This is a genomic window from Streptomyces sp. cmx-18-6 (genome assembly GCF_046548915.1).
GTDB lineage: Bacteria > Actinomycetota > Actinomycetes > Streptomycetales > Streptomycetaceae > Streptomyces.
This window is the reverse complement of record NZ_JAEBEP010000002.1, coordinates 255,545-275,191: the sequence shown is the minus strand read 5'-3', so window position 1 is coordinate 275,191 and position 19,647 is coordinate 255,545. Positions and strand designations below refer to the sequence as shown.

General features: G+C 73.0%; 15 protein-coding genes. 6 read left to right on the top strand and 9 right to left on the bottom strand.

The features are described from left to right. Window positions 1–92: 92 nt before the first annotated feature. Window positions 93–1,094, top strand: a complete 1,002-nt coding sequence (locus ACLJPL_RS06205) for a zinc-binding dehydrogenase (RefSeq protein ID WP_411079668.1) — start codon at window positions 93–95, stop codon at window positions 1,092–1,094. Between the two features lie 19 nt (window positions 1,095–1,113). Here ACLJPL_RS06205 and ACLJPL_RS06200 read toward each other — a convergent pair whose 3' ends face one another. Together ACLJPL_RS06200 and ACLJPL_RS06195 are read right to left on the bottom strand one after the other, a co-directional pair. Then, window positions 1,114–1,620 (bottom strand): GNAT family N-acetyltransferase, encoded by a 507-nt coding sequence (locus ACLJPL_RS06200; RefSeq protein WP_411079667.1) that lies wholly within the window; start codon window positions 1,618–1,620, stop codon window positions 1,114–1,116. A gap of 97 nt (window positions 1,621–1,717) precedes the next feature. Next, window positions 1,718–2,632 (bottom strand): aminoglycoside phosphotransferase family protein, encoded by a 915-nt coding sequence (locus ACLJPL_RS06195; protein WP_411079666.1) that lies wholly within the window; start codon window positions 2,630–2,632, stop codon window positions 1,718–1,720. A gap of 224 nt (window positions 2,633–2,856) precedes the next feature. Between ACLJPL_RS06195 and ACLJPL_RS06190 the strand changes: the two genes are divergently transcribed. After that, a complete protein-coding gene (locus ACLJPL_RS06190; protein ID WP_411079665.1) occupies window positions 2,857–4,248 on the top strand; it encodes an NAD(P)/FAD-dependent oxidoreductase in 1,392 nt (463 codons plus the stop codon). A 157-nt stretch (window positions 4,249–4,405) separates the two neighbouring features. On the opposite strand, the gene ACLJPL_RS06185 is transcribed toward ACLJPL_RS06190, so the two are convergent. The 4 genes from ACLJPL_RS06185 to ACLJPL_RS06170 form a co-directional block, all read right to left on the bottom strand. Then, window positions 4,406–5,206 (bottom strand): MerR family transcriptional regulator, encoded by an 801-nt coding sequence (locus ACLJPL_RS06185; RefSeq protein WP_411079664.1) that lies wholly within the window; start codon window positions 5,204–5,206, stop codon window positions 4,406–4,408. Window positions 5,207–5,237: 31 nt separating this feature from the next. Then, window positions 5,238–6,053 carry an alpha/beta fold hydrolase gene (locus tag ACLJPL_RS06180; protein WP_411079663.1) on the bottom strand — a complete coding sequence of 272 codons (816 nt, stop codon included), beginning with the start codon at window positions 6,051–6,053 and terminating at the stop codon, window positions 5,238–5,240. Window positions 6,054–6,374: 321 nt separating this feature from the next. Next, the gene (locus ACLJPL_RS06175) at window positions 6,375–7,064 is read right to left on the bottom strand and encodes a class E sortase (protein WP_411079662.1); all 690 of its coding nucleotides are present in this window, start codon (window positions 7,062–7,064) and stop codon (window positions 6,375–6,377) included. A 77-nt stretch (window positions 7,065–7,141) separates the two neighbouring features. After that, window positions 7,142–7,588 (bottom strand): MarR family winged helix-turn-helix transcriptional regulator, encoded by a 447-nt coding sequence (locus ACLJPL_RS06170; protein ID WP_411079661.1) that lies wholly within the window; start codon window positions 7,586–7,588, stop codon window positions 7,142–7,144. A gap of 326 nt (window positions 7,589–7,914) precedes the next feature. Here ACLJPL_RS06170 and ACLJPL_RS06165 point away from each other — a divergent pair, with 326 nt between their 5' ends. The 4 genes from ACLJPL_RS06165 to ACLJPL_RS06150 all read left to right on the top strand — a co-directional run bounded on the left by ACLJPL_RS06165 (window position 7,915) and on the right by ACLJPL_RS06150 (window position 13,918). Continuing rightward, on the top strand, window positions 7,915–9,492 hold the full coding sequence (locus ACLJPL_RS06165; protein WP_411079660.1) for an MFS transporter: 1,578 nt from the start codon (window positions 7,915–7,917) through the stop codon (window positions 9,490–9,492). Between the two features lie 264 nt (window positions 9,493–9,756). After that, window positions 9,757–10,599 carry a vWA domain-containing protein gene (locus tag ACLJPL_RS06160; RefSeq protein WP_411079659.1) on the top strand — a complete coding sequence of 281 codons (843 nt, stop codon included), beginning with the start codon at window positions 9,757–9,759 and terminating at the stop codon, window positions 10,597–10,599. Window positions 10,600–10,604: 5 nt separating this feature from the next. Then, window positions 10,605–11,594 (top strand): hypothetical protein, encoded by a 990-nt coding sequence (locus ACLJPL_RS06155; protein WP_411079658.1) that lies wholly within the window; start codon window positions 10,605–10,607, stop codon window positions 11,592–11,594. Continuing rightward, window positions 11,594–13,918: a hypothetical protein gene (locus ACLJPL_RS06150; protein WP_411079657.1), complete on the top strand. Its 2,325-nt coding sequence runs from the start codon at window positions 11,594–11,596 to the stop codon at window positions 13,916–13,918. The genes ACLJPL_RS06155 and ACLJPL_RS06150 overlap by 1 nt, the downstream gene beginning before the upstream one ends. Before the next feature lie 148 nt (window positions 13,919–14,066). Here ACLJPL_RS06150 and ACLJPL_RS06145 read toward each other — a convergent pair whose 3' ends face one another. From ACLJPL_RS06145 to ACLJPL_RS06135, 3 genes are all read right to left on the bottom strand, one after another. Next, window positions 14,067–15,350 (bottom strand): MFS transporter, encoded by a 1,284-nt coding sequence (locus tag ACLJPL_RS06145; protein ID WP_411079656.1) that lies wholly within the window; start codon window positions 15,348–15,350, stop codon window positions 14,067–14,069. A 132-nt stretch (window positions 15,351–15,482) separates the two neighbouring features. Then, window positions 15,483–16,133, bottom strand: coding sequence for a pyridoxamine 5'-phosphate oxidase family protein (locus tag ACLJPL_RS06140; protein WP_411079655.1), 651 nt, complete (start codon window positions 16,131–16,133; stop codon window positions 15,483–15,485). A gap of 497 nt (window positions 16,134–16,630) precedes the next feature. Next, the gene (locus ACLJPL_RS06135) at window positions 16,631–19,540 is read right to left on the bottom strand and encodes a BTAD domain-containing putative transcriptional regulator (RefSeq protein ID WP_411079654.1); all 2,910 of its coding nucleotides are present in this window, start codon (window positions 19,538–19,540) and stop codon (window positions 16,631–16,633) included. Window positions 19,541–19,647 lie beyond the last annotated feature (107 nt).

The following is a 19,647-nucleotide window of genomic DNA, read 5'->3' as shown; positions in this document are numbered from 1 at the left end:
GGTTGACCTCAACCAGACCTGAGGTACGAGGCTGGGGACACTGCCCGCCCGGCCCCGCCCGGCCCCGCCCCGCAGCCCCGAGGGAGCTCTCCATGCACGCCATCCGCCTCCACGCCTTCGGCCCCGCCGAGAACCTCACGTACGAACGGACCGAGGATCCCGTCCCCGGCCCCGGCCAGGTCCGCATCGCCGTCGAGGCGGCCGGCGTACACCTCCTGGACACCACCCTGCGGGAAGGGCACTCCGGTCCCTTCCCCGCCCCCGCCGAGCTCCCCACCATCCCCGGCCGCGAAGTCGCCGGAACCGTCGAGTCGCTCGGCGAGGGCGCCGACCCCGGCCTGCTCGGCCGGCGCGTCGTGGCCCACCTCGGCACGGTGCCGGGCGGGTACGCCGAACTCGCCGTCACCCATGCCGACAAGCTCCACGAGATCCCCGGGGAGCTCGGCGCCGCCGAAGCCGTCGCCATGATCGGCACCGGCCGCACCGCCCTCGGCATCCTCTCCTTCACCGACCTCGGCCCCGGCTCCGTGGCCGTCGTCACCGCGGCGGCGGGCGGGATCGGCACCCTCCTCGTCCAGTACGCCAAGAACGCCGGGGCCACCGTGATCGCCCTGGCCGGCGGCCCCGCCAAGGTCGCCCGGGCAAAGGAGAACGGCGCCGACCTCGCCCTCGACTACACCCTCCCGGACTGGCCCGACCACGCCCGCGCCTTCCTCGACGCAACCGGCCCGCGGGCCACCGTCGTCTACGACTCCGTCGGCGGGACCACCGCCCGCAGCGCCGTCGACCTGCTCGGCAAGGGCGGGCAGCACGTCATCTACGGCTGGTCCGGCGGGGGCCTCCACGAAGGCCGGCCGCTCACCTTCACCCCGGAGGAGCTGGCCGAACGCGCCATCACCTCCGGCTCCGTCCTCGGACCCCGACTGGTCCAGCGGGGCGGCGGCCTGCGCGTCCTGGAGACCCGCGCCCTCGCCGAGGCGGCGGCCGGCCGACTGCGCCCGGCCGTCCAGCGCTACCCGCTCGCGGAAGCGGCCGCCGCGCACCGCGCGCTGGAGACGCGCGGCACGATCGGCAAGGTGGTGCTGGAGCCGTAACGCCGTACGCCGCCGAGCCTCAGGCCCCCACCCGGTCGCCCGCCGCTCCCAGCCCCGCCAACGCCCCGTCCGTCAGCCGGTACACCGTCCACTCGTCCTGCGGCCGCGCGCCCAGGGACTCGTAGAACGCGATGGACGGGGCGTTCCAGTTCAGCACCGACCACTCCAGCCGCTCGTACCCGCGCTCCACGCAGATCCGCGCCAGCTCCGCCAGCAGCGCCTTGCCGTGTCCACCGCCGCGCCGGTCCGGGCGGACGTACAGGTCCTCCAGGTAGATGCCGTGCACCCCGCGCCAGGTGGAGAAGTTCAGGAACCACAGGGCGAAGCCGATCACCTCGCCGCCACCGTCGCCGCCGTCGTCGGCCGTCGCCACATGCGCGTACGCGGCGGGCCGCTCGCCGAACAGCGCCTCCCTGAGCTGCTCCTCGGAGGCGACCACCTCGTCGAGAGCCTTCTCGTACGCGGCGAGTTCACGCACCAGGGCGTGCAGGACGGGGACGTCATCAGGGACAGCGGTACGAATCATGGGGCCAGCCTAGACAGCCCCTCTTCCGCCCCTCCGCGCCCCAGCACTCCCGTGCCCCACCCACCTCACCGCCCCAGCACTCCCGCGCCCCACCACCTCACCGCACCAACAGCCGCCGCGCGATCTCCGCATGGTCCGGGGCCAGTTCGCGTTCCCCGCCCGCGACCGCCCACACCGCGTTCTGGAGCACCCGCCCCAGCGTCCAGGCCCGCGCCCGCCCCCGGTCCCGCTCCATGCCCAGCGCCTCCGTCAACGCGTCGAACCGCCACACCACCTCCCCGGGGTCGAACAGGTTGACCAGCGCCGGGAACAGCTCGAACCCGGGGTCACCCGCCAGGGGCTTGGGGTCGAGCGCCACCCACTCCCCGGCCCGCCCCGCGTCCGCCCGCCCCGCCAGCACGTTGTCGTAGTGCAGGTCCCAGTGCAGCAACCGGTCCCCCGGCTCGCCCGCCACCTCCCGCACCGCCGCTGCGCAGTCCGCGAGCAGCCGCCGCTCCGCCGCGTCCGCCAGCCGCCCGACCGTCTCCGGGGCCGCCGCAAGCATCCGCTCCACCGCACCGCCCAGGGTGCGCAGCCCGTCCGGCGCGGGCACAGCGGCCAACCGGGCCAGCACCGCGCCGAGCACCCCGACCGCCTCGCGCACATCGGCCGTCCCGGACAACGGCCGCCGCTCGTCCAGCCGTTCCAGCAGCAGGGCGCCGGCACCCGGGTCGTCGACGAGCACGCCCACCGCCCCGGCCCCCGCCGCGCCCCACGCCCGCAGCGCGACCGGCTCCCCCACGGTCTCCTCGTCCACCAACTGGAGCTTCAGCGCGGCCGGGACCGCGTCCGACTCCCGCACCACCGGCAGGACCAGCGCGCACATGCCGTACATCACCGGGCCGTCCAGCCGCAGCCCCCACTCCGCCAGGAACCGGGAGGCCAGCCCCGGCAGCGCGGCGACGAAGGCCCGCCCGGCCGCTCCGTTGTACGTGGACTGAGCGGCGATCAGTGCATCCGGGACGACAATCACGGCACCGATCCTAGGCACACGCCCCAGGCGCGTACTCGCTCAGGTGCACAGCCCCAGCAAAGGCAACAGCAACAGCAACAGCAACAGGAGACGAAACGCCCCGCCGCGCAGTACCGTCCCGCCATACGTACGCTCGGCATGACACGGACCGACACCGGACGAGCACCGGACGACGCCGGACGACACCGGACGAGCACCGAACAACAGCGGACAGCAGGGACATCATGAGCACCGTCAACGGCGGCATATCGTTCTGGTACGCGCAGGAGGGCACCCCGGCCCCGCGCGAGCCCCTGCCCGGCGACGTGAGCGCCGACGTGTGCATCGTCGGCGGCGGCTACACCGGGCTCTGGACGGCGTACTACCTGAAGAAGGCCGCCCCCTTCCTCGACATCACCGTGCTGGAGGCCAAGTTCTGCGGTTACGGGGCCTCCGGCCGTAACGGCGGCTGGCTGTACAACGGCATCGCGGGCCGCGAACGGTACGCGAAGCTGCACGGCCACGAAGCCGCCGTACGGCTCCAGAAGGCGATGAACGAGACGGTCGGCGAGGTCGTCCGGGCCGCCGCCGAGGAGAAGATCGAGGCCGACATCCACCAGGGCGGGGTCCTGGAGGTCGCCCACACCCCGGCGCAGCTGGCCCGGCTCCGGGACTTCCACAGCGTCGAGATCGCGTTCGGCGAGACCGACCGGGTCCTGCGCGGCGCCCGCGAGACGGCCGAGCGCGTCCATGTCACCGGGGCCATCGGCTCGACCTGGACCCCGCACGGCGCCCGGCTGCACCCGGCCAAGCTGGTCAAGGGCCTCGCGGACGCGGTGGAGGCGCTCGGCGTCACGATCCACGAATCGACCCCGGTCACCGAGATCAAGCCCAAGCACGCCGTCACCCCGTACGGCACGGTCCGCGCCCCCTACATCCTGCGCTGCACCGAGGGCTTCACGGCGGGCCTCAAGGGGCACAAGCGGACCTGGCTCCCGATGAACTCCTCCATGATCGCCACCGAACCGCTCCCCGCCCGCATCTGGGACACCATCGGCTGGGAGGGCCGCGAGACCCTCGGGGACATGGCCCACGCCTACCTCTACGCCCAGCGCACGGCCGACGACCGCATCGCGATCGGCGGCCGCGGCTACCCGTACCGCTACGGCTCCGCCACCGACAACGACGGCCGCACCCAGCCCGCCACCATCGCCGCCCTGCGCGACCTCCTGGTCCGCCTCTTCCCCACCACGGCCGGCGTCCGCATCGACCACGCCTGGTCCGGCGTCCTCGGCGTCCCGCGCGACTGGTGCGCCACCGTCACCCTGGACCGCTCCACGGGGCTCGGCTGGGCGGGCGGTTACGTCGGCTCCGGCGTCGCCACCGCCAACCTCGCCGCCCGCACCCTGCGCGACCTGATCCAGCAGGACTCCGGCCAGGCGGGGCCCACCGACCTGACGACCCTGCCCTGGGTCAACCACAAGGTCCGCCGCTGGGAGCCCGAGCCCTTCCGCTGGCTCGGCGTCCACGGCCTGTACGCCGCCTACCGCGCCGCCGACCGCCGCGAGACGGCATCGCCCCGCCCCGGCACCGACCCCATCGCGAAGATCGCGGACCGCATCACGGGCCGCCACTGAGCGGCCGGGCGGCCGAGCGGCTGAGCGGCTGAGCGGCTGAGCGGCTGAGCGGCCAACCGAATCCGGGGCGGTGACGGCCGGGTCCTCGCCCCGGACGTCACCGCCACGCCCCGGATGTCACCACCACGCCCAGGCCGTCACCACCTGCCCGACCGCCTCACGGCGGGTCCGCGCGCTCCGGCGGGTCCGCGCGCTCCAGCTTGGTCCAGCCGGTCCAGCCCCGCTTCCTCAACAGCTCGATCAGTCGACGCGCCGATGGCACGGTGTCGAACGCCAGAGCGTCCATCAACGGGACGAGCGGTGGCTCGATGACGACATCGTCGACGTAGTCGTCGCCACGATCGTCGGCCATCCGCGTGAGGTAGGCGGCCAGTTCATCGGCCAGCTCGATCAGCTCGACCGACTGCGGGTCGTCGTCGGTCCGGTCGAGCGCCCGGCCCAGCGTGAGATAGAAGTCGACGAACCGCGGGTCGGCGATCTGCTCCCGCTTGCGTGCCATCCACTCCGGAACTCGCTCCGGCGAGCGCGCGGCCACCGGGATCCAGCCGTCGCGCTCGGCCTGGACGATCCGCTCGTCGACCCCGAGCGCCCGCAGCCGGTCGAGGAATTCGACCACCTCCCGGGGCAGCACCAAGTGGTCCCCGGCGGCGAGGCGGCCGATCTGCTCCCGCTGCCGCTGCCGCTCCCGGATCTCCGACCGCAGTCGCTCTTCGATGGCTGCGACCGCCGCGGCGAACTCCTCCTCGTCCGCCCGAAGCAGCTCCCGCACGCGCACCAGGGGAACGCCCGCTTCGGCCAGGGTCCGGATTCTGATCAGCTCGACCACGGCGTCGGCGCCGTACCTCCGATAGCCGGAGCCGTCGCGTTCCGGCTCCGGCAGCAGCCCCTTGGCGTGATAGTGCCGCACCGTGCGCACAGTGACTCCCGCGTACGACGCCAGCTCGCCGATGGTCAGCATCGGGCCGGTCCCCGGGGAGCCCGGGCGCCGCTCAAGGGGCCGACCTGCCCGACCCGCCGGCCGGGGCGTGTCCGTGCCGGATGATCTCCGCGATCGCCGGAGCGTGGGTGAAGACCAGCGCGTGACCGGCGTCGAGCCATGTGGTGGAGATGTCCGGCTGCTCGTGAACGAGCCGCTCGACACCGGCACGCCAGAGCCGGTTGTGCCGTGGCGCACGCCCTTCCGCGCTGTCACCGGCGATCGCGGTCGACATGATCATGCTGATGGGATGGTCGATCTTCCGGTACCGGTCGAGAATCCCGGACCGGACCACATCGATCTCCAGTTGCAGGTCAAGGATTTCCTGCGCGGCGAGAAGGACTTGGCGCGCGGTGCCCCGAGCCCGCTCGGCCTCCCGCCGCGTCGCCGGGTCCTCCGTCATCGCGCGGAATTCCACCAGATCGACATCGGTGATGAACGGTTCGGGCAAGGGATTCGCTCCGTCGATGAGGACAAGCCGGGCCACGGCGTCAGGATGCTCGGAGGCGTAGTGCACGGCCAGGTCCGCGCCCAGCGAGTAGCCCACGAGCACGGGCGGCGAGGGCAGATCGAGAGGTCCCGGCACCGCCAGCACGGCGGCGAGATCGCTGAGGAACGCCTCGAAGGAGTACCGGTCGGCGGCCGACGCGAGGCCGTGGCCCCGGAGATCAAAGGTCACCACGTCGTGGTCGCGCCGCAACAGCCCGGCCAGTTCGTGCAGATCGGCCTGTGTCGAGCCCAGACCGGGGCACAGGACCAGCGGCCGCCCCCGTCCGCCGCGCGTGACCGGAATCGTGACGCCGTCGTTTTGGATCGTGAAGTGCCGCATCGTCCCCTCGCTCCCCATCGCCTCCTTGCTCCTGGTCCGCTCCCCGCTGTCCCTGGCCGACGCGTCGGCGGTCCCCCGCCGACGAGGGCTCGGGCCGACTCCGTCGGCTCTGCCGCGGTCACCGGCTGGGGCACGCACTCCGGCGGCCTCGTTCGCATCGGTTTTCTCCGTCATGCCGACCATGCTGGGAGGTTGCCCCTGCGTCAGGGTCAACCATCGCGGCGATATGAAACCCGAACACTCCCGGCCGCCGACCACCGCCCCGGGTCACCCCGCCGTCTCCGCCCTCCGCTGCGCCGCCTTCTCCACCTCCACCTCTCCCTACGCCTTCTTCTCCGACACCAGCACACCCACCTTGTCGATCCGGTGCTCGGGGTTGCCGAGGTCGTCCCGCCAGAAGTTCCCGGCCGCGTCGTCCTCGGGTGTCGCGCAGGTGGAGACCGTGATCATCGCCCGGGTCGGCTCCGTACCGGGCCGCCCCGGCACCTCGGCCCGCTGCTCGGCGAGGGAGCGCTCGCTGCGGAAGGAGGTCTTCCGGGTCGCGGTGATCTCGTACGTGTACCGGGTGCCGTCCTCCACCACGTACACGGGATCGCCCTTGCCGAGCTCCGGCAGATCGCGCAGCACGCCTCCGGCGCTCAACCGGTGTGCGGTGACGAGGTAGTTGCCGACGTCCCCCGGTCCGACCCCGCCTTCCTCCCCGTACGGGCTGGAGGCGACGCCCCGGTCCTGGATACGGCTGCCGGGGACGTCGTCGGTGGTCCCCTCGTACGGCACGACGTCCAGGTCCGCGACGCCGATGGCGGGGATCGCGAGCACGGCGGTCGCGGTGCGGGGGTCGGTGCGGTCGGCAGGAACGGCGGGTGCGGCGGGTTCGGGGTCAGGGGCGGCAGGGGCGAAGGCGGTCGTCAGCAGGACGGCGGCACCGGCGCAGGCCAGAGCCTGGGGAAGCGGCGTACGGATACGGGTGCGCGTACGAAGACGGCGGCAGCAGCGGCGGCGGCGGCTCATGAGCATCCATCCCCATCCATGACCGGACCGGTACGGGTACTTCCAGTACACCAGGGGTCGGCCAGGAGCGCCGGGTGTCAGTCGCGGGGCCAGGGCCGTCCGTCGAGGCGTTCGATGGAGAGGTTCAGGCGGCTGAGGGAGACGGCGAGCTGCTCCGCCTCCTCGGGCGTCCAGTCGGCCATGACCTTCGCCAGGCCCGCCACGTTCCTGGTCCGGTCGTTGTCGAGCCGGCGCTCCCCCTCGTCGGTGATGGCGAACTTGCGCGCGATGCCCCCGTCCGGGTCCGGGATCCGCTCGACGACCCCGGCGCGCAGCATGGCGGCGGTCTGCCGGTTGAGGGTGGAGGCGTCCAGGCCGAACGCGTCGCTGAGCTGGCTGATGGACATGGGGCCTTCCACCTGGATCCGGCTGAGCAGGATGTAGGCGCTGCGGTCGAGCCGCCACTCGACGCGCGGACTGAGCAGATGCATGTACCGGCCGAGCAGCATCGTCTCGCGCTCGACCCGGTCGAGGGGCATGTCCACGTGGTGCTTCCTTCGGCTCCTGCGGCTCCAGCGGTTCCTGGAGCGCGCTTCGCGGGGAAAGCGAGCTTGTGTCCAGGACTATCACGATAAATGTGTTGCATGCACACGTTATGCATGGTGCATATTCCATGTACCTTACATAGTCGGGCCGCGGGGGCGGACCGCATCCGGGCCGTACAGCGGTACAGCGGTACAGCCCCGCAGCCGCACTGGCGACCAGCGGCCAGCAGTCAGCGACCAGCAGTCAGTGATCAGCAACCAGCGATCAGCGACCGGCGACCAGCGCCACCGAGAACCGGCCCGAAAGGGCGAGAAGGAGACACCCCGTGGAGAGTTCACCGCCCGTGGCCCGCCCGGGAGGCGTGGTCGGCATCCTCGCCTTCGCCGGCATCGTGGCGGCGCTCACGCAGACCCTGGTGGTGCCGCTGATCGCGCAACTGCCGACGCTGTTCGACACCTCCGCGTCCAACGCCTCCTGGGTGATCACCGCCACCCTGCTGGCCGCGGCGGTGTCCACGCCCGTCGCCGGACGGCTCGGCGACATGTACGGCAAGCGGCGGATGCTGCTCGTCTCGCTCGTACCGCTGGTCCTCGGTTCGGTGGTCTGCGCGCTGTCGTCCTCCGTGCTCCCGATGATCGCCGGACGCGGCCTCCAGGGCCTCGGCATGGGCGTGGTCCCGCTCGGCATCAGCCTGCTGCGGGACGTCGTCCCGGCCGAGAAGCTCGGCCCGTCCATCGCGATCATGAGCGCGTCCATGGGCGTCGGCGGTGCGCTGGGGCTGCCGTTCGCCGCCGCCATCGCGGAGAACGCCAGCTGGCGGGTGCTCTTCTGGGTGGTCGCGGTCTTGGCCCTGGCGGTCGGCGCGCTGATCCGGCTCCTCGTCCCCGCCGACCGGCCCACCACCGCCGCCGGTGGCTTCGACCTGCCCGGAGCCATCGGCCTCGGCAGCGCCCTGATCTGCCTGCTGCTCGCCGTCTCCAAGGGCGCCGACTGGGGCTGGGGCAGCACCACCACGCTCGCCCTCTTCGCCGCCGCGCTCGTCCTGCTGCCCGCCTGGGGCTGGTGGGAGCTGCGCCTGCGCGAGCCGCTGGTCGACCTGCGCGTGACCGCCCGCCCCCAGGTGCTGATGACGAACGCGGCCTCGATCCTGGTCGGCTTCGCGATGTACGCCCAGCCCCTCGTGGTGCCCCAGCTGCTCCAGCTGCCCGAGGCCACCGGATACGGCATGGGGCAGTCGATGCTGGCGATGGGCCTGTGGATGGCCCCGGCCGGGCTGATGATGATGGTGATGTCCCCGGTGGGCGCCAAGCTGTCCGCCGCCAAGGGCCCCAAGGTCACCCTGGCCGTGGGCAGTCTGCTCATCGCCGCCAGCTACGGCCTCTCCCTGCCGTTGATCGGCTCCGGCTCCCCGTGGAGCCTGCTGGTGGTCGCCCTCGTCTGCAACTCGGGCGTGGGCTTCGCCTACGGAGCGATGCCGGCGCTCATCATGGGCGCGGTTCCCTCGTCGGAGACCGCGTCGGCGAACAGCTTCAACGCCCTGATGCGCTCGATCGGCACGTCGTTCGCGGCGGCCGTGACCGGGGTGGTGCTGGCCCGGATGACCACGGACTTCGGCGGCTTCGCCCTGGCCTCGGAGAACGGCTTCCGCGTCGCGATGCTGATCGGCTGCGGGGTGGGCCTGGCGGCGGCGGTGGTCGCCGCCCTCATCCCCGTACGCCCGGCGACGGCACTTCCCCGCCCGGCGGCCACGTCGGACTCCGACCGCGACCCCGGCCACGCCCCCGACCGCAAGCCCGGCCACGCCCCCGACCGCAAGCCCGGCCGCGAGCCCGACCGCAAGCCCGACGCGGACGCGGACTCCGCTCCGGGGGTGCCGGAGGCGTCGGGGGCCTCGACCCCGTAGTCCACCGCGCCGGGAGCGCCGCGCCCCCCTGGCGGCAACGCGCCCCCCTGCCGGCGTCGCGCCCCCGCTCCGGCAGTCCTCCCCGCGCCCGCGTCCCGGAGGGCCGGGCACCGACCGGCCGAAAAGTGCCAGAAGGTCGTCAAGTCCCCTCACTCAGCGGCACGGTACCGCTACCATCGATCTCCCTGGGGGGTCAGGTTTCCGCGTGCGTCCTGTGCCGTGGCGTTCATTCCGCCCTCGCGCAAGAGGAGTCGGGTCGCCGCGATGCCGTACACCGCCGAGATCAGCCGCACCAACCCCGGCTGCTTCATCTTCCTCGTGGACCAGTCCGCCTCGATGAGCGATCCCATCGGCACCGGCGAGATGGTCCAGCAGCGCGCCCAGGTCGTGTCGGACGCCATCAACCGGCTGCTGACCGAGCTGTCGGTCAAGTGCGCGAAGGAGGAAGGCGTCCGCGACTACTTCCACGTCGCGGTGATCGGCTACGGCCACACCCAGGTCGGGTCCGCCTTCACCGGCGCGCTCGCCGGGCGCGACCTCGTACCGCTGAGCGAGATCGCGAACAACCCGGCCCGCCTGGAGAGCCGTACGAAGAAGGTCCCGGACGGCGCGGGCGGGCTCGTCGAGACGACCGTGCAGTTCCCCGTGTGGATGGACCCGGTCACCAACGGCGGCACTCCGATGACCCGCGCACTCGGTTACGCCGACTCGCTCATCGCCCGCTGGGTCGACGAGCACCCGGGCGGCTTTCCCCCCATCGTCCTCAACCTGACCGACGGCGAGTCCACCGACGGCGACCCCACCAGCGCGGCCATCGGGCTCGCCTCGCACGCCACCGCGGACGGGTCCGTCCTCCTCTTCAACCTGCATGTGTCCGGGGCGGGCGGCACACCCGTCACGTTCCCGGACGGCGACGGCGAACTCCCGGACAACTACTCGCGGTTGCTCTTCCACATGTCGAGCGTGCTGCCCGGCCACATGCGGTCCTACGCCGCCTCGCAGGGCCACCAGGTCAGCGAGGCCACCCGCGGCTTCGTCTACAACGCCGACATCACCTCCATCGTCGAGTTCCTCGACATCGGCACGCGCGCCACGGAACTTCGCTGACCGGCATGGGCGCTTCCTCGACGCCCCTGGACGTCCAGCACTTCCTGGTGCCCAAGACGGGGAGCTCGGCGGAGGAGTGCGAGGACGCGATCGCGATCTCGCTCTCACCCGACGCGAGTTCACTCGTCGCCGCCGTGTCCGATGGGGCATCCGAGAGCCTGCTTGCCGGGCCATGGGCCCGGCAGTTGGCCAACGGCGCGGTCGCGGCGGTCGTCGGTGCGCCGATCGCGTCCACGCACGCCCCCGCCGCCGACGACGCTGCCGCTGGTGCTGCCGAAGACGACGCCGGTGCTGCTGGTGCTTGTACTGGTGCTGGTGCTGGTGCTGGTGCTGGTGCTGGTGCCGACGAGCGTCAGCGCAAGCGGGAGGGCCTGCCCGGGGACTTCGTCGAGGACCTCCTGACCCGTACCGTCGACCGGTGGGACGACTATGTCGCGGCGTACCGGGCGGATCGCGCCGCCCGCGGCCGGCCGATCGCGTGGTACGAGCAACCCGGCCTGGACAAAGGGGCCTTCGCCACGCTGACGGCGGTCCACCTGTGGGCGGCGCCGACCGCGACGGGCCCGGAGTCCGACCCCGGGAACGCGCGGCGGTGGATCTGGCGGGCCTTCGCGCTCGGCGACAGCTGCCTCTTCCACCTGCGCGACGGCCATCTGGTCGCCTCGTTCCCCATCACGGACGGCGACGGCTTCGGGATCACCCCGCACCTGCTCGGCAGCCGTAACCGGGACGCCGCCCTGATCACCGACCGGGCGTCGACCGCGACCGGTGAACTGCACGCGGGGGACGAACTGTTGCTGGCCACTGACGCACTGGCCGCGTGGCTGCTGTCGCACCCCGAGATCGATTCGGGCGGGGCGGGGAAGCAGCTCGGAAACCTTGCCGACCTGGACCATGAACTCTTCACCGAGTGGGTCCACAACGAGCGCGACAGGTCCCGGATGCGCAACGACGACGTGGCCCTCATCCGCGTACGGGTGAAGACGGAGGGGTGATGGCGGTCTCCCGCCCCGGCGGACCTGTCGCCGGACGCAGATTCCCGACCGGTGCGAACTACGTGGAAGCCCTTCAGAACCCCACGCTCTGCTTCGAGGACCCCGACCTGAAGAACGGGGCCGTCCAGCAGAGCCCGGTGCTCGGGCCGAAGGCGATCTCCGGCAATTTCGCCAGCGTCTTCTCCATCACCGCACCCGGCGGACAGCGGTACGCGCTGAAGTGCTTCACCCGTGACAGCAGCACCCTGGAGGCGCGCTACCAAGCCATCAGCAAGCGGCTCTCCGGACTCGATCCGGCCGCGCTGTCCCAGCCGTGGCCGGTCGGCCTGGAGTATCTGCCGCGAGGCGTCCTCGTCGCCGGACAGTGGTACCCGGCCCTGAAGATGGCCTGGGTGGAGGCCACCAACCTGATCACATGGATCGACCGGAACATCCGGGACCAGGCGGCCGTCCTCCGGATCGCCGACCGGTTCATGGCGCTGGTCGCCGACCTGGAGAAGCTCGGCATCGCTCACGGCGACCTCCAGCACGGGAATCTCCTGGTCGCACCGGACGGCACGCTCCGTCTCGTCGACTACGACGGGATGTACGTGCCCGCGCTCAAGGGGCAGGGAGCCACCGAGAGCGGCCACCGCAACTACCAGTCCCCGGCCCGCACAAGCTCCGACTTCGGCCCCGCGATGGACCGGTTCTCGTCCTGGGTCATCCACCTCGCGCTGGTCGCGATCGCCACCGACCCGAGCATCTGGGACCAACTGCACGACAAGCAGGGCGAGTTCCTGATCCTGAAGGAGGACGACTTCACGGAGCCGCAGTCCTCCATGGCCTGGAGCCTGCTGCTGACCCATCCGGACGCGGTCCTGCGGGCGCTGGCCGCACAGACGCACGGGCTGCTCGCCGCCGACCCGCACGCGGCGCCCCCGCTGTCCTCAGCCGCGACGGCGATCCCCACCCAGGCCCCCGGGCCGGCCTCCGCCCCGGGGTCCGGCCCGATCCCGCCTCAGCGCCCGGCCCACGGCACAGCCCCGGCGGGTGGAACCCCCGCCTGGCTGGCGGGCCACATCCCGCCGCCATCGCAGGGCCCTGCGGGGAGCACGGCTGGCGCGGCAGGCACGGGTGGCGCGGCAGGAACGGGTGGCGCGGCAGGCACGGGTAGCCCGGCGAGCACGGTTGGCGCGGCGAGCACCGGCGGTGCGCCCGCTGCTGCCGTCACGGCCTTCGCGCACCGGCGCCCCGCCGACGTACTCACCGCGATCCTCACCCTGACCGGAACCGCCGCGCCCGCCACGCTGACCGCCGTCAGCGTGCTGCCGAGCGGCTACCTGGCCGCCGCCCAACTGGGAGCGCTGCTCGCATCCGGTGCCGCCCTGCACACCGCCCGGCGTTCCCGCCCCGAGGCGCAGGCGTCGAAGGACCGGTTGCGGGCGCTCCGGCAGCAGGTGGACGCCTTGGCCGCTCCCGTGGCGGAGGGGGAGAAGGTCCGCCAGGAGATCGAGGCCCTGGAGCTGGCCGGCGCGGACCGGGACGTACAGATCAACCAGCAGATCAACGGCCTCCAGACCGAGCTGCACACCGCACAGTCACGCATCACCGTCGCCCTCAACAAGGAAACCGGCAAGCTGAGGTCCACGCTGAACGGGCTGGCCGCCAAGGAGTTGAGGCAACTGGACGCGGCGCTGACGTCGGCGGTCGCCACGCACGTCCGGAACAAGCTCCGCCAGGCGTCCATCCAGGACGCCAAGAAGCTCTCCAACATCAGCGGCGGTACGGTCCTGGCCCTGACCGCCGCCGGCATCCGCACCGCCGCCGACTTCAACGGCGTCCGGTATGTGCAGACCGGCCGATACAACAACCGCGACGCGTATCTCGTCCTCGCAGGCGGTCAGGAGGTCAAGGTTCCGGGGGTCGGCGAGGTACGGGGGCGGGCGCTCGAAGGCTGGCGGACATCGCTGGAGCAGCGGGCCAGGAACTCGGCTCCCACCAGCCTGAGCGCCCAGGAGCGGGCCACGATCCGCCAGCAGTTCGCCGCCCGGAAGAAGCGCCACGAAGCGGAGATCGCCCAGGCCGAGGCGGCCGCCCGCAGACAGCGCGAGCAGCTCCAGCAACGCAGCGTCGCCCGCCGGCAGCAGCTCAACCAGGAGAAGCAGCAGCACCAGACGACCCTGCAACGCCAGCGCGCCGTGCTGCTCCAGCGCAAGGCCCAACTCGCCGCCCTGGCGACGACCCACGACCAGTTGGCCGCCCAACTCGCCACCGCCGGCACGGAGCACCGCCGGGCCTTCAGCCTGCGCCGCTACCTCCGCTTCATCGCGACCGGCAGGTGAGGGGCCCGGCCGCTGAGGGGCCGCCCGCTTCGTCGCAACCGGCCACTGACGGCCCGCCCGCTTCATCGCGACCGCCCGCTGAGGGCCCGCCCGCTTCGCCGCGACCGGCCGCTGACGGCCCGCCCGCTTCGTCGCGACCGGCCATCGCTCAGGCGCGGTCCGGCACCCGGCGCAGGGAGCGGATCGGGCGGGTGGCCAGCAGGGCGACGGCGGCGAGGCAGGAGACCACGACGCCGACCAGGAGCACCCGGTCGGTGCCGAACGCGCCGACCGCGGGACCGGCCAGCGCGCTGCCGATCGGGTACATGCCGACCGAACCCGCGACCTCGTACGCGTGGATGCGGTTGAGCATCTCGCCCGGCACCTGCGTCTGCACGCTGGTGGCCCACATGACACCCCAGATGCCGAGCCCGATCCCGACCGCGACCTGGGCGGCGGCGAGCAGCCAGACCGGCCAGCCGAGCAGGATGCCGAGCGGGTAGAGCGGGTACGCCAGCATCGCCACGGCCCCGGCGGCGAGCGGCCGTTCGGGCTTGTAGCGGATCGCCAGCAGCCCCCCGGCCACGGTCCCGGCCCCCAACGCGGCGTTGATCAGGCCGAAGGACCGCGCACCGTGCTCGGGAACGATGACGCCGGCGGCCACCGACAGCTGCGGCCCCCAGGCGAACACCGCGTAGAACATCCAGATCACGATCACGCCCCAGAGCCAGCTACGGGCCCGGAACTCGTGCCAGCCGACCGCCAGGTTGCGCCACAGGCTCTCGCCGGCCGGCGGGGCGGGCACCACGCCGAGCCGGAGCACGAACAGGCAGACGGCGCTGGTCCCGTAGGCGACGGCGGAGATCACCATCACCCAGCCGGTGGACCCGAACCCGACCAGGGTGCCGGCCAGCGCCGGGCCGCCGAGGCCGGTGACCGCCTCGGAGGTGCGCAGCACCCCGTTCGCGCCCTGCACGTCCCGGGACACCAGCGGGACGGTCGATGAGGCCCCCGGCTGGAACAGCGCGTTCGCCGTACCGGCCACCACCAGCAGCGCGTACAACTGCCAGAGGTGGTCGATGCCGTGGATGAACAGGAGGGCGAGCAGTACGTGCGCGACGAGGTTGGCCAGGTCCGCGATGATCATCATCCGGCGGGCGGTGAACCGGTCGGCGAGCACCCCGCCGAACAGCACCAGCCCGGCGAAGGGGGCGACCAGGAAGGCCATCGAGTAGCCCGCGGTCTCCACTCCGTACCCGTCGATGAGCAGACCGGCCGCGACGGCGACCGGCAGCATGGCCCAGCTGAGCAGGCCGGCGCTGCGGGCGACGAAGTAGTGCCGGAAGTTACGGGACCAGATCGCCGGCTCCCCCGACGAGGGCGGCCCGCCGGGCCCGTCCTTCGCCGGCGGGGACGCCGCCCCCGCGGTGGGCTCTGCCAGGCGTTCTGCCATAACCGTTCAATCCTTCAGTCGTCGCGCTGGGGGGTGTTCCGGGGGCTTCGTGGCGTGCGGGGGCTTCGTGGCGTGTGTGGGGGCTTCTTGGTGTGCCCCGGGGGGGTCGTGGAGAGAAGGGCGGCGGCGGGTTCAGTCAGGCCGGACGGCATCGGCGTCGGCGCGCGCGGCGAGTTCCGCGCGCAGGGCGGCGTTCTCCTGCTCCAGCCGCGCGAGGCGATCGTGGACCGGGGCCAGGGCGGAGGAGACCTCGTGCCGGCTGAAGCGGGGGGTGATGTGGTTGGGGCAGTTCCAGGCGAACGCCTCGACCTGGATGGTGACGAGCTGTTCGACCCGTCCTTCCGTACGCGGCGAGTCCAGGCGCTCGGCGAGTACGGGGTTCTCATCGGCCGGTACGGCGGTGGCGCGGCCGAACACCTTGAGGCGGCGCTGCCGGGCGTGGTCGAGGAAGAAGAGCGCGACGCGGTCGTTGCCGCGCACGTTGCCGGTGGTGATGTACTGCCGGTTGCCCCGGACGTCCAGATAGCCGAGGGTGTGCTCGTCCAGGACGTGGACGAACCCCGCCGGGCCGCCCCGGAACTGGATGTAGGGCCAGCCGGTCTCGCCCACGCTGGCGAACAGGAAGCCGTCGAGGCCGCGGATGAAGTCGGCCGTCGCGTCGGTGAGCGGCTCGGCGTCCTCGACCGGCTCCCGCAGCCGGCGGCCGCCCGCCGTGGCGCTGCCCATCTCCTCCTGGACCCGCCGCACCGCCGAGGTGTACGCGAGTCGGTCGTAGCGGCTCATGCGGCGCTCCCCGGGGCGGGGGCGGGGGCGAGAGCCTGGGTGGCGGGACGGGCCTGGGCGGTCGGAGCGGTCGGGGCGGCGGAGGGCATCGCAACCTCATTCTGAGCACGCGGATGACGGGGTCCGGGCGAGGGAGAGAGGCCCGGAGAAGGCCGGAGGAGGCCCGAGGAGGAAGGGGAACGGTCTTGCGGTGCGGCCACAGTACGGACCCGGCCTGGTCGGGCTTCTCCAGCCGGACCAGAGGACCGCAGGCACCCCGAGAGGCCGATCTCGACCGCACACACCAGCCCTGACCTGCGGTTCTTCCGGCCGCCCCCGACAGGCCCGCGAGAACCGGCAGAACTGGTGCAACTGCCGGAGCAGTTGTCCTGCCGCCCGACCGCCCGGCCGCCCGACCGGTGAAGGCAAGCCCGCTCCTCAGCCGGCCCGCCCCTCAGCAGATCAACGGATCAACGGATCAACATCTCAGCGGGTCAGCGGGTCAGCGGGTCAACATCTCAGCAGGTCAACCCCAGGTTGGTGACGTCGTCGGCGGGGCCCACCCCACTACCGCACCGGGCGAGGCGGCGGAGCGCCAGCGTCTGGCCGTCGAGCCAGCCGGACCGCCGCGCGAGATCCAGTGCGCCCCCGAACAGTTCCAGGGCCTGCGCGTCGGCGGCGTACGACCGCAGCTCGCCATCGGCCACGGCGACGAACAGCCCGGCGGTCGCGGCCTTGAGGCGGTCCCCCGTGTACGACCCCGCCGAGAGGTGCCGGTGCAGGCTCTCCGCCAGCCGCCAGGCGGTGGTGGTGAACCCGGTGCCGGCCGCTTGGAGGACGGCGCCGGCCAGGTTCTCCCGCTCGCTGTCCAGCCACCGAACGGCCTGCACACGGTCCGGAAACGCCGGAATCGCCGGAAACGCGGGGCGGACCGGGAAGGCCAGGGCAGCCGGGGCAGCCGGGAGCTCCGCCGGGTGGAGCAGCCGGACCGCCGCTTCGGTGCGGTGGAGGTACCAGTCGAAGAGCCGCTGCCGGGCGGCGTGCGCCTCCTCCTCGCCGGCCAGCCCGCGGGCGTAGGTGCGCAGCAGGTCGTGCAGCCCGAACCGGCCGACCGCCCCCTCCCGGACCAGGTGGGCGTCCGCGAGGGTCACCAGCAGGGCGGCCGCTTCGGCCGGGGTCGAGCCCGCCAGCGCGGCGGCGGCGTCGGCGGAGAGGTCCGGGCCGGGCGTCAGGCTGAGGAGGCGGAACATGCGCTGGGCCGGGGGCGGGAGGACACCGTAGGAGAGGCCGAAGGCGGACCGTACGGTCGAGCGCCGGTCCCCCTCGATGTGCAGCCAGTTCAGTATCTCGTCGCCCGCCCTCCCGGCGCAGTGGTCGGCGATGCCGCCGGTGCGGGCCACCATGTTGGCGCCGGCGATCCGGATGGCCAGCGGCAGGCCGCCGCACACCCGTACGAGACTGCGGGCCGCCTCTTCCTCGGCCGCGACCCGGCACTCGCCGATGATGGTGCCCAGCAGCCGGCGGGCCTCGTCCGGATCGAGCACGTCCAGGCCGATCCTGCGGGCGCCGTCGTTCGAGACCAGCCCGGCGAGCTGGCTGCGGCTGGTGATCACCACCGCACAGCCCTGGGCGCCCGGGATGAGCGGCCTGACCTGCTCGGCATCGCGTACGTTGTCCAGCACGATCAGCATGCGCCGGTCGGCGAGCAACGTACGGTACAGCGCTGCGGCCTCGTCCACGTCCGCGGGCAGCCGGCCGGTCGGGACGCCCAGGGCGCGGAGGAACTGCGCGAGGACGTCGCCGGGACGCAGGGCCGGAAGCGGGGAATGGCCGCGCAGATCGACGAACAGCTGCCCGTCCTCGAAGTGTTCGCGCCGCGTGTGCGCCCAGTGCGTGGCGAGGGCGGTCTTGCCGACTCCGGGCGCACCGACCACCGCCACCATCCGCGCGCGCCGCGCCGGATCGGCCGAGACGAGGACGTCCAGCACCTCCAACTGCCGTTGCCGCCCGACGTAGACGCCTGCCCTCGCGGGCAACTGGGCTGGTGACAGTGGTGGTTGCGGATGCGGTTGCGGTGACGGGGTGGTGAGCGGCGTGCGGTCGGCCGATGCCGGTCCCTCAAGGCGCTGTTGCTCTCGCGCGGGAGCCGGATGCCGCTGCGCAGAGGGCAGTTGCGCGCCCACGACGGGCAGTTGCTGCTGCGGCAGCGGAAGTTGCTGCTGCGGCAGGGGAAGTTGCTGGCGCAGCACCCGCAGGTGGGCGTCGCGGACCTCCGCGCTGGGTGCGATGCCCAGGTCCCCGTCGAGCCGGTCGCGCAGGCGGCTGAACACGTTGAGCGCGGCCGCCTGCTCCCCGCAACTGGCGAGGGCGAGGATCAGCCGGGCATGAAGGCCCTCATGCAGCGGCTCGGCGTTCACCATGTCCCACAGCACCGGGACGGCCTCCTCGGGGCGGCGCAGCAGCAGGGCCGTGTCCGCGTGCAGCAGCACCGCCCTGACCCGCCGCTCGTTGGCCACTACCGCGGCCGGATGCCTGCTCAGCACCGGGTCCGCGTCCGCCAGCACGGGCCCCCTCCACCACCGCAGGGCCTGCGTCAGCGACGCGTACGCGGCCTCCGGGTCCGGCGCGCGGTGCAGGCGCTCCGCCCGGTCCAGCAGTTCGTCGAAGTGGCCGAGGTCGAACTGGCTCCGGGACGCCTCCAGCAGGTAGCCGGTGGGGGTCCGGGCGACGGTCGGCTGCGGGCCGGCCCGCAGCCCGGCCCTCGGACCGGCCCCGAAACCGCTCCGCACGCCGGTCGTCGGACCAGTCCCCATGCCGGTCCGCACACCGGCCCTCGGGCCGGCGTCCGGGCCGCCCGGTTCCAGCAGTCGGCGGACCTGGCTGACGTAGGTGTGGACCAGGCTCTGATGGGAGCCGGGCGGCCCGGCCGGCCAGAGGGTGTCGGTGATCTCCTGCTGGGTGGCGGGCTCGGGGTGCTTGAGCGCCAGCAGCCCGAGGAGGCGGCGCAGCATGGGGCTGGTGACCGGGACCGGGGCCCCGTCGCGCTGGAGGGCGAGCGGGCCGAGGATCAGCAGGCGCGGCCGGCCTGCGCCGCGCGGTGGCCCGGTGCGGGCGGCGGCCACCAGGTCCGCCAGCTCGGCATCGCCCAGCCCGAGCGCATCGGCCAGGCGTTGGAGGGTGCGGGACTGGGGCCGCCGGACCCGGTCGCGTTCGATGTCGCGCAGCGCCCTGGTGCTGATCCCGGCCCGTGCCGCGGCCACTTCCTGGCTCAGCCCGGCCCGCCTGCGGAACGCCTGGAGCCGGGAGCCGAACGGGCTCCGCTCGCCCGCGCCTCCCCGGGGCAGCCCGGTGGCCGCTGCCACGCACTCCGGCCCGGCGCCCCCCGAACCGTCCTCCTCCGACTCCGACTCCGACATCGACACCGACATGGCATCCCCCTCCATCCGATGACCACCCGATGACCGCCCCATGGCCACTGATGGCCACTGATGGCCGTCAGTAGCAACCGTCAACAGCAACCAATGGCCACCCATGG

Coding starts and splice junctions, on each gene's coding strand:
- ACLJPL_RS06185 (WP_411079664.1), bottom strand. CDS start 5,206: ATGCTGACCATCGGCGAGCTGGCGTCGTACGCGGGAGTCACTGTGCGC.
- ACLJPL_RS06205 (WP_411079668.1), top strand. CDS start 93: ATGCACGCCATCCGCCTCCACGCCTTCGGCCCCGCCGAGAACCTCACG.
- ACLJPL_RS06175 (WP_411079662.1), bottom strand. CDS start 7,064: ATGAGCCGCCGCCGCCGCTGCTGCCGCCGTCTTCGTACGCGCACCCGT.
- ACLJPL_RS06190 (WP_411079665.1), top strand. CDS start 2,857: ATGAGCACCGTCAACGGCGGCATATCGTTCTGGTACGCGCAGGAGGGC.
- ACLJPL_RS06160 (WP_411079659.1), top strand. CDS start 9,757: ATGCCGTACACCGCCGAGATCAGCCGCACCAACCCCGGCTGCTTCATC.
- ACLJPL_RS06155 (WP_411079658.1), top strand. CDS start 10,605: ATGGGCGCTTCCTCGACGCCCCTGGACGTCCAGCACTTCCTGGTGCCC.
- ACLJPL_RS06135 (WP_411079654.1), bottom strand. CDS start 19,540: ATGTCGGTGTCGATGTCGGAGTCGGAGTCGGAGGAGGACGGTTCGGGG.
- ACLJPL_RS06200 (WP_411079667.1), bottom strand. CDS start 1,620: ATGATTCGTACCGCTGTCCCTGATGACGTCCCCGTCCTGCACGCCCTG.
- ACLJPL_RS06150 (WP_411079657.1), top strand. CDS start 11,594: ATGGCGGTCTCCCGCCCCGGCGGACCTGTCGCCGGACGCAGATTCCCG.
- ACLJPL_RS06145 (WP_411079656.1), bottom strand. CDS start 15,350: ATGGCAGAACGCCTGGCAGAGCCCACCGCGGGGGCGGCGTCCCCGCCG.
- ACLJPL_RS06180 (WP_411079663.1), bottom strand. CDS start 6,053: ATGCGGCACTTCACGATCCAAAACGACGGCGTCACGATTCCGGTCACG.
- ACLJPL_RS06140 (WP_411079655.1), bottom strand. CDS start 16,133: ATGAGCCGCTACGACCGACTCGCGTACACCTCGGCGGTGCGGCGGGTC.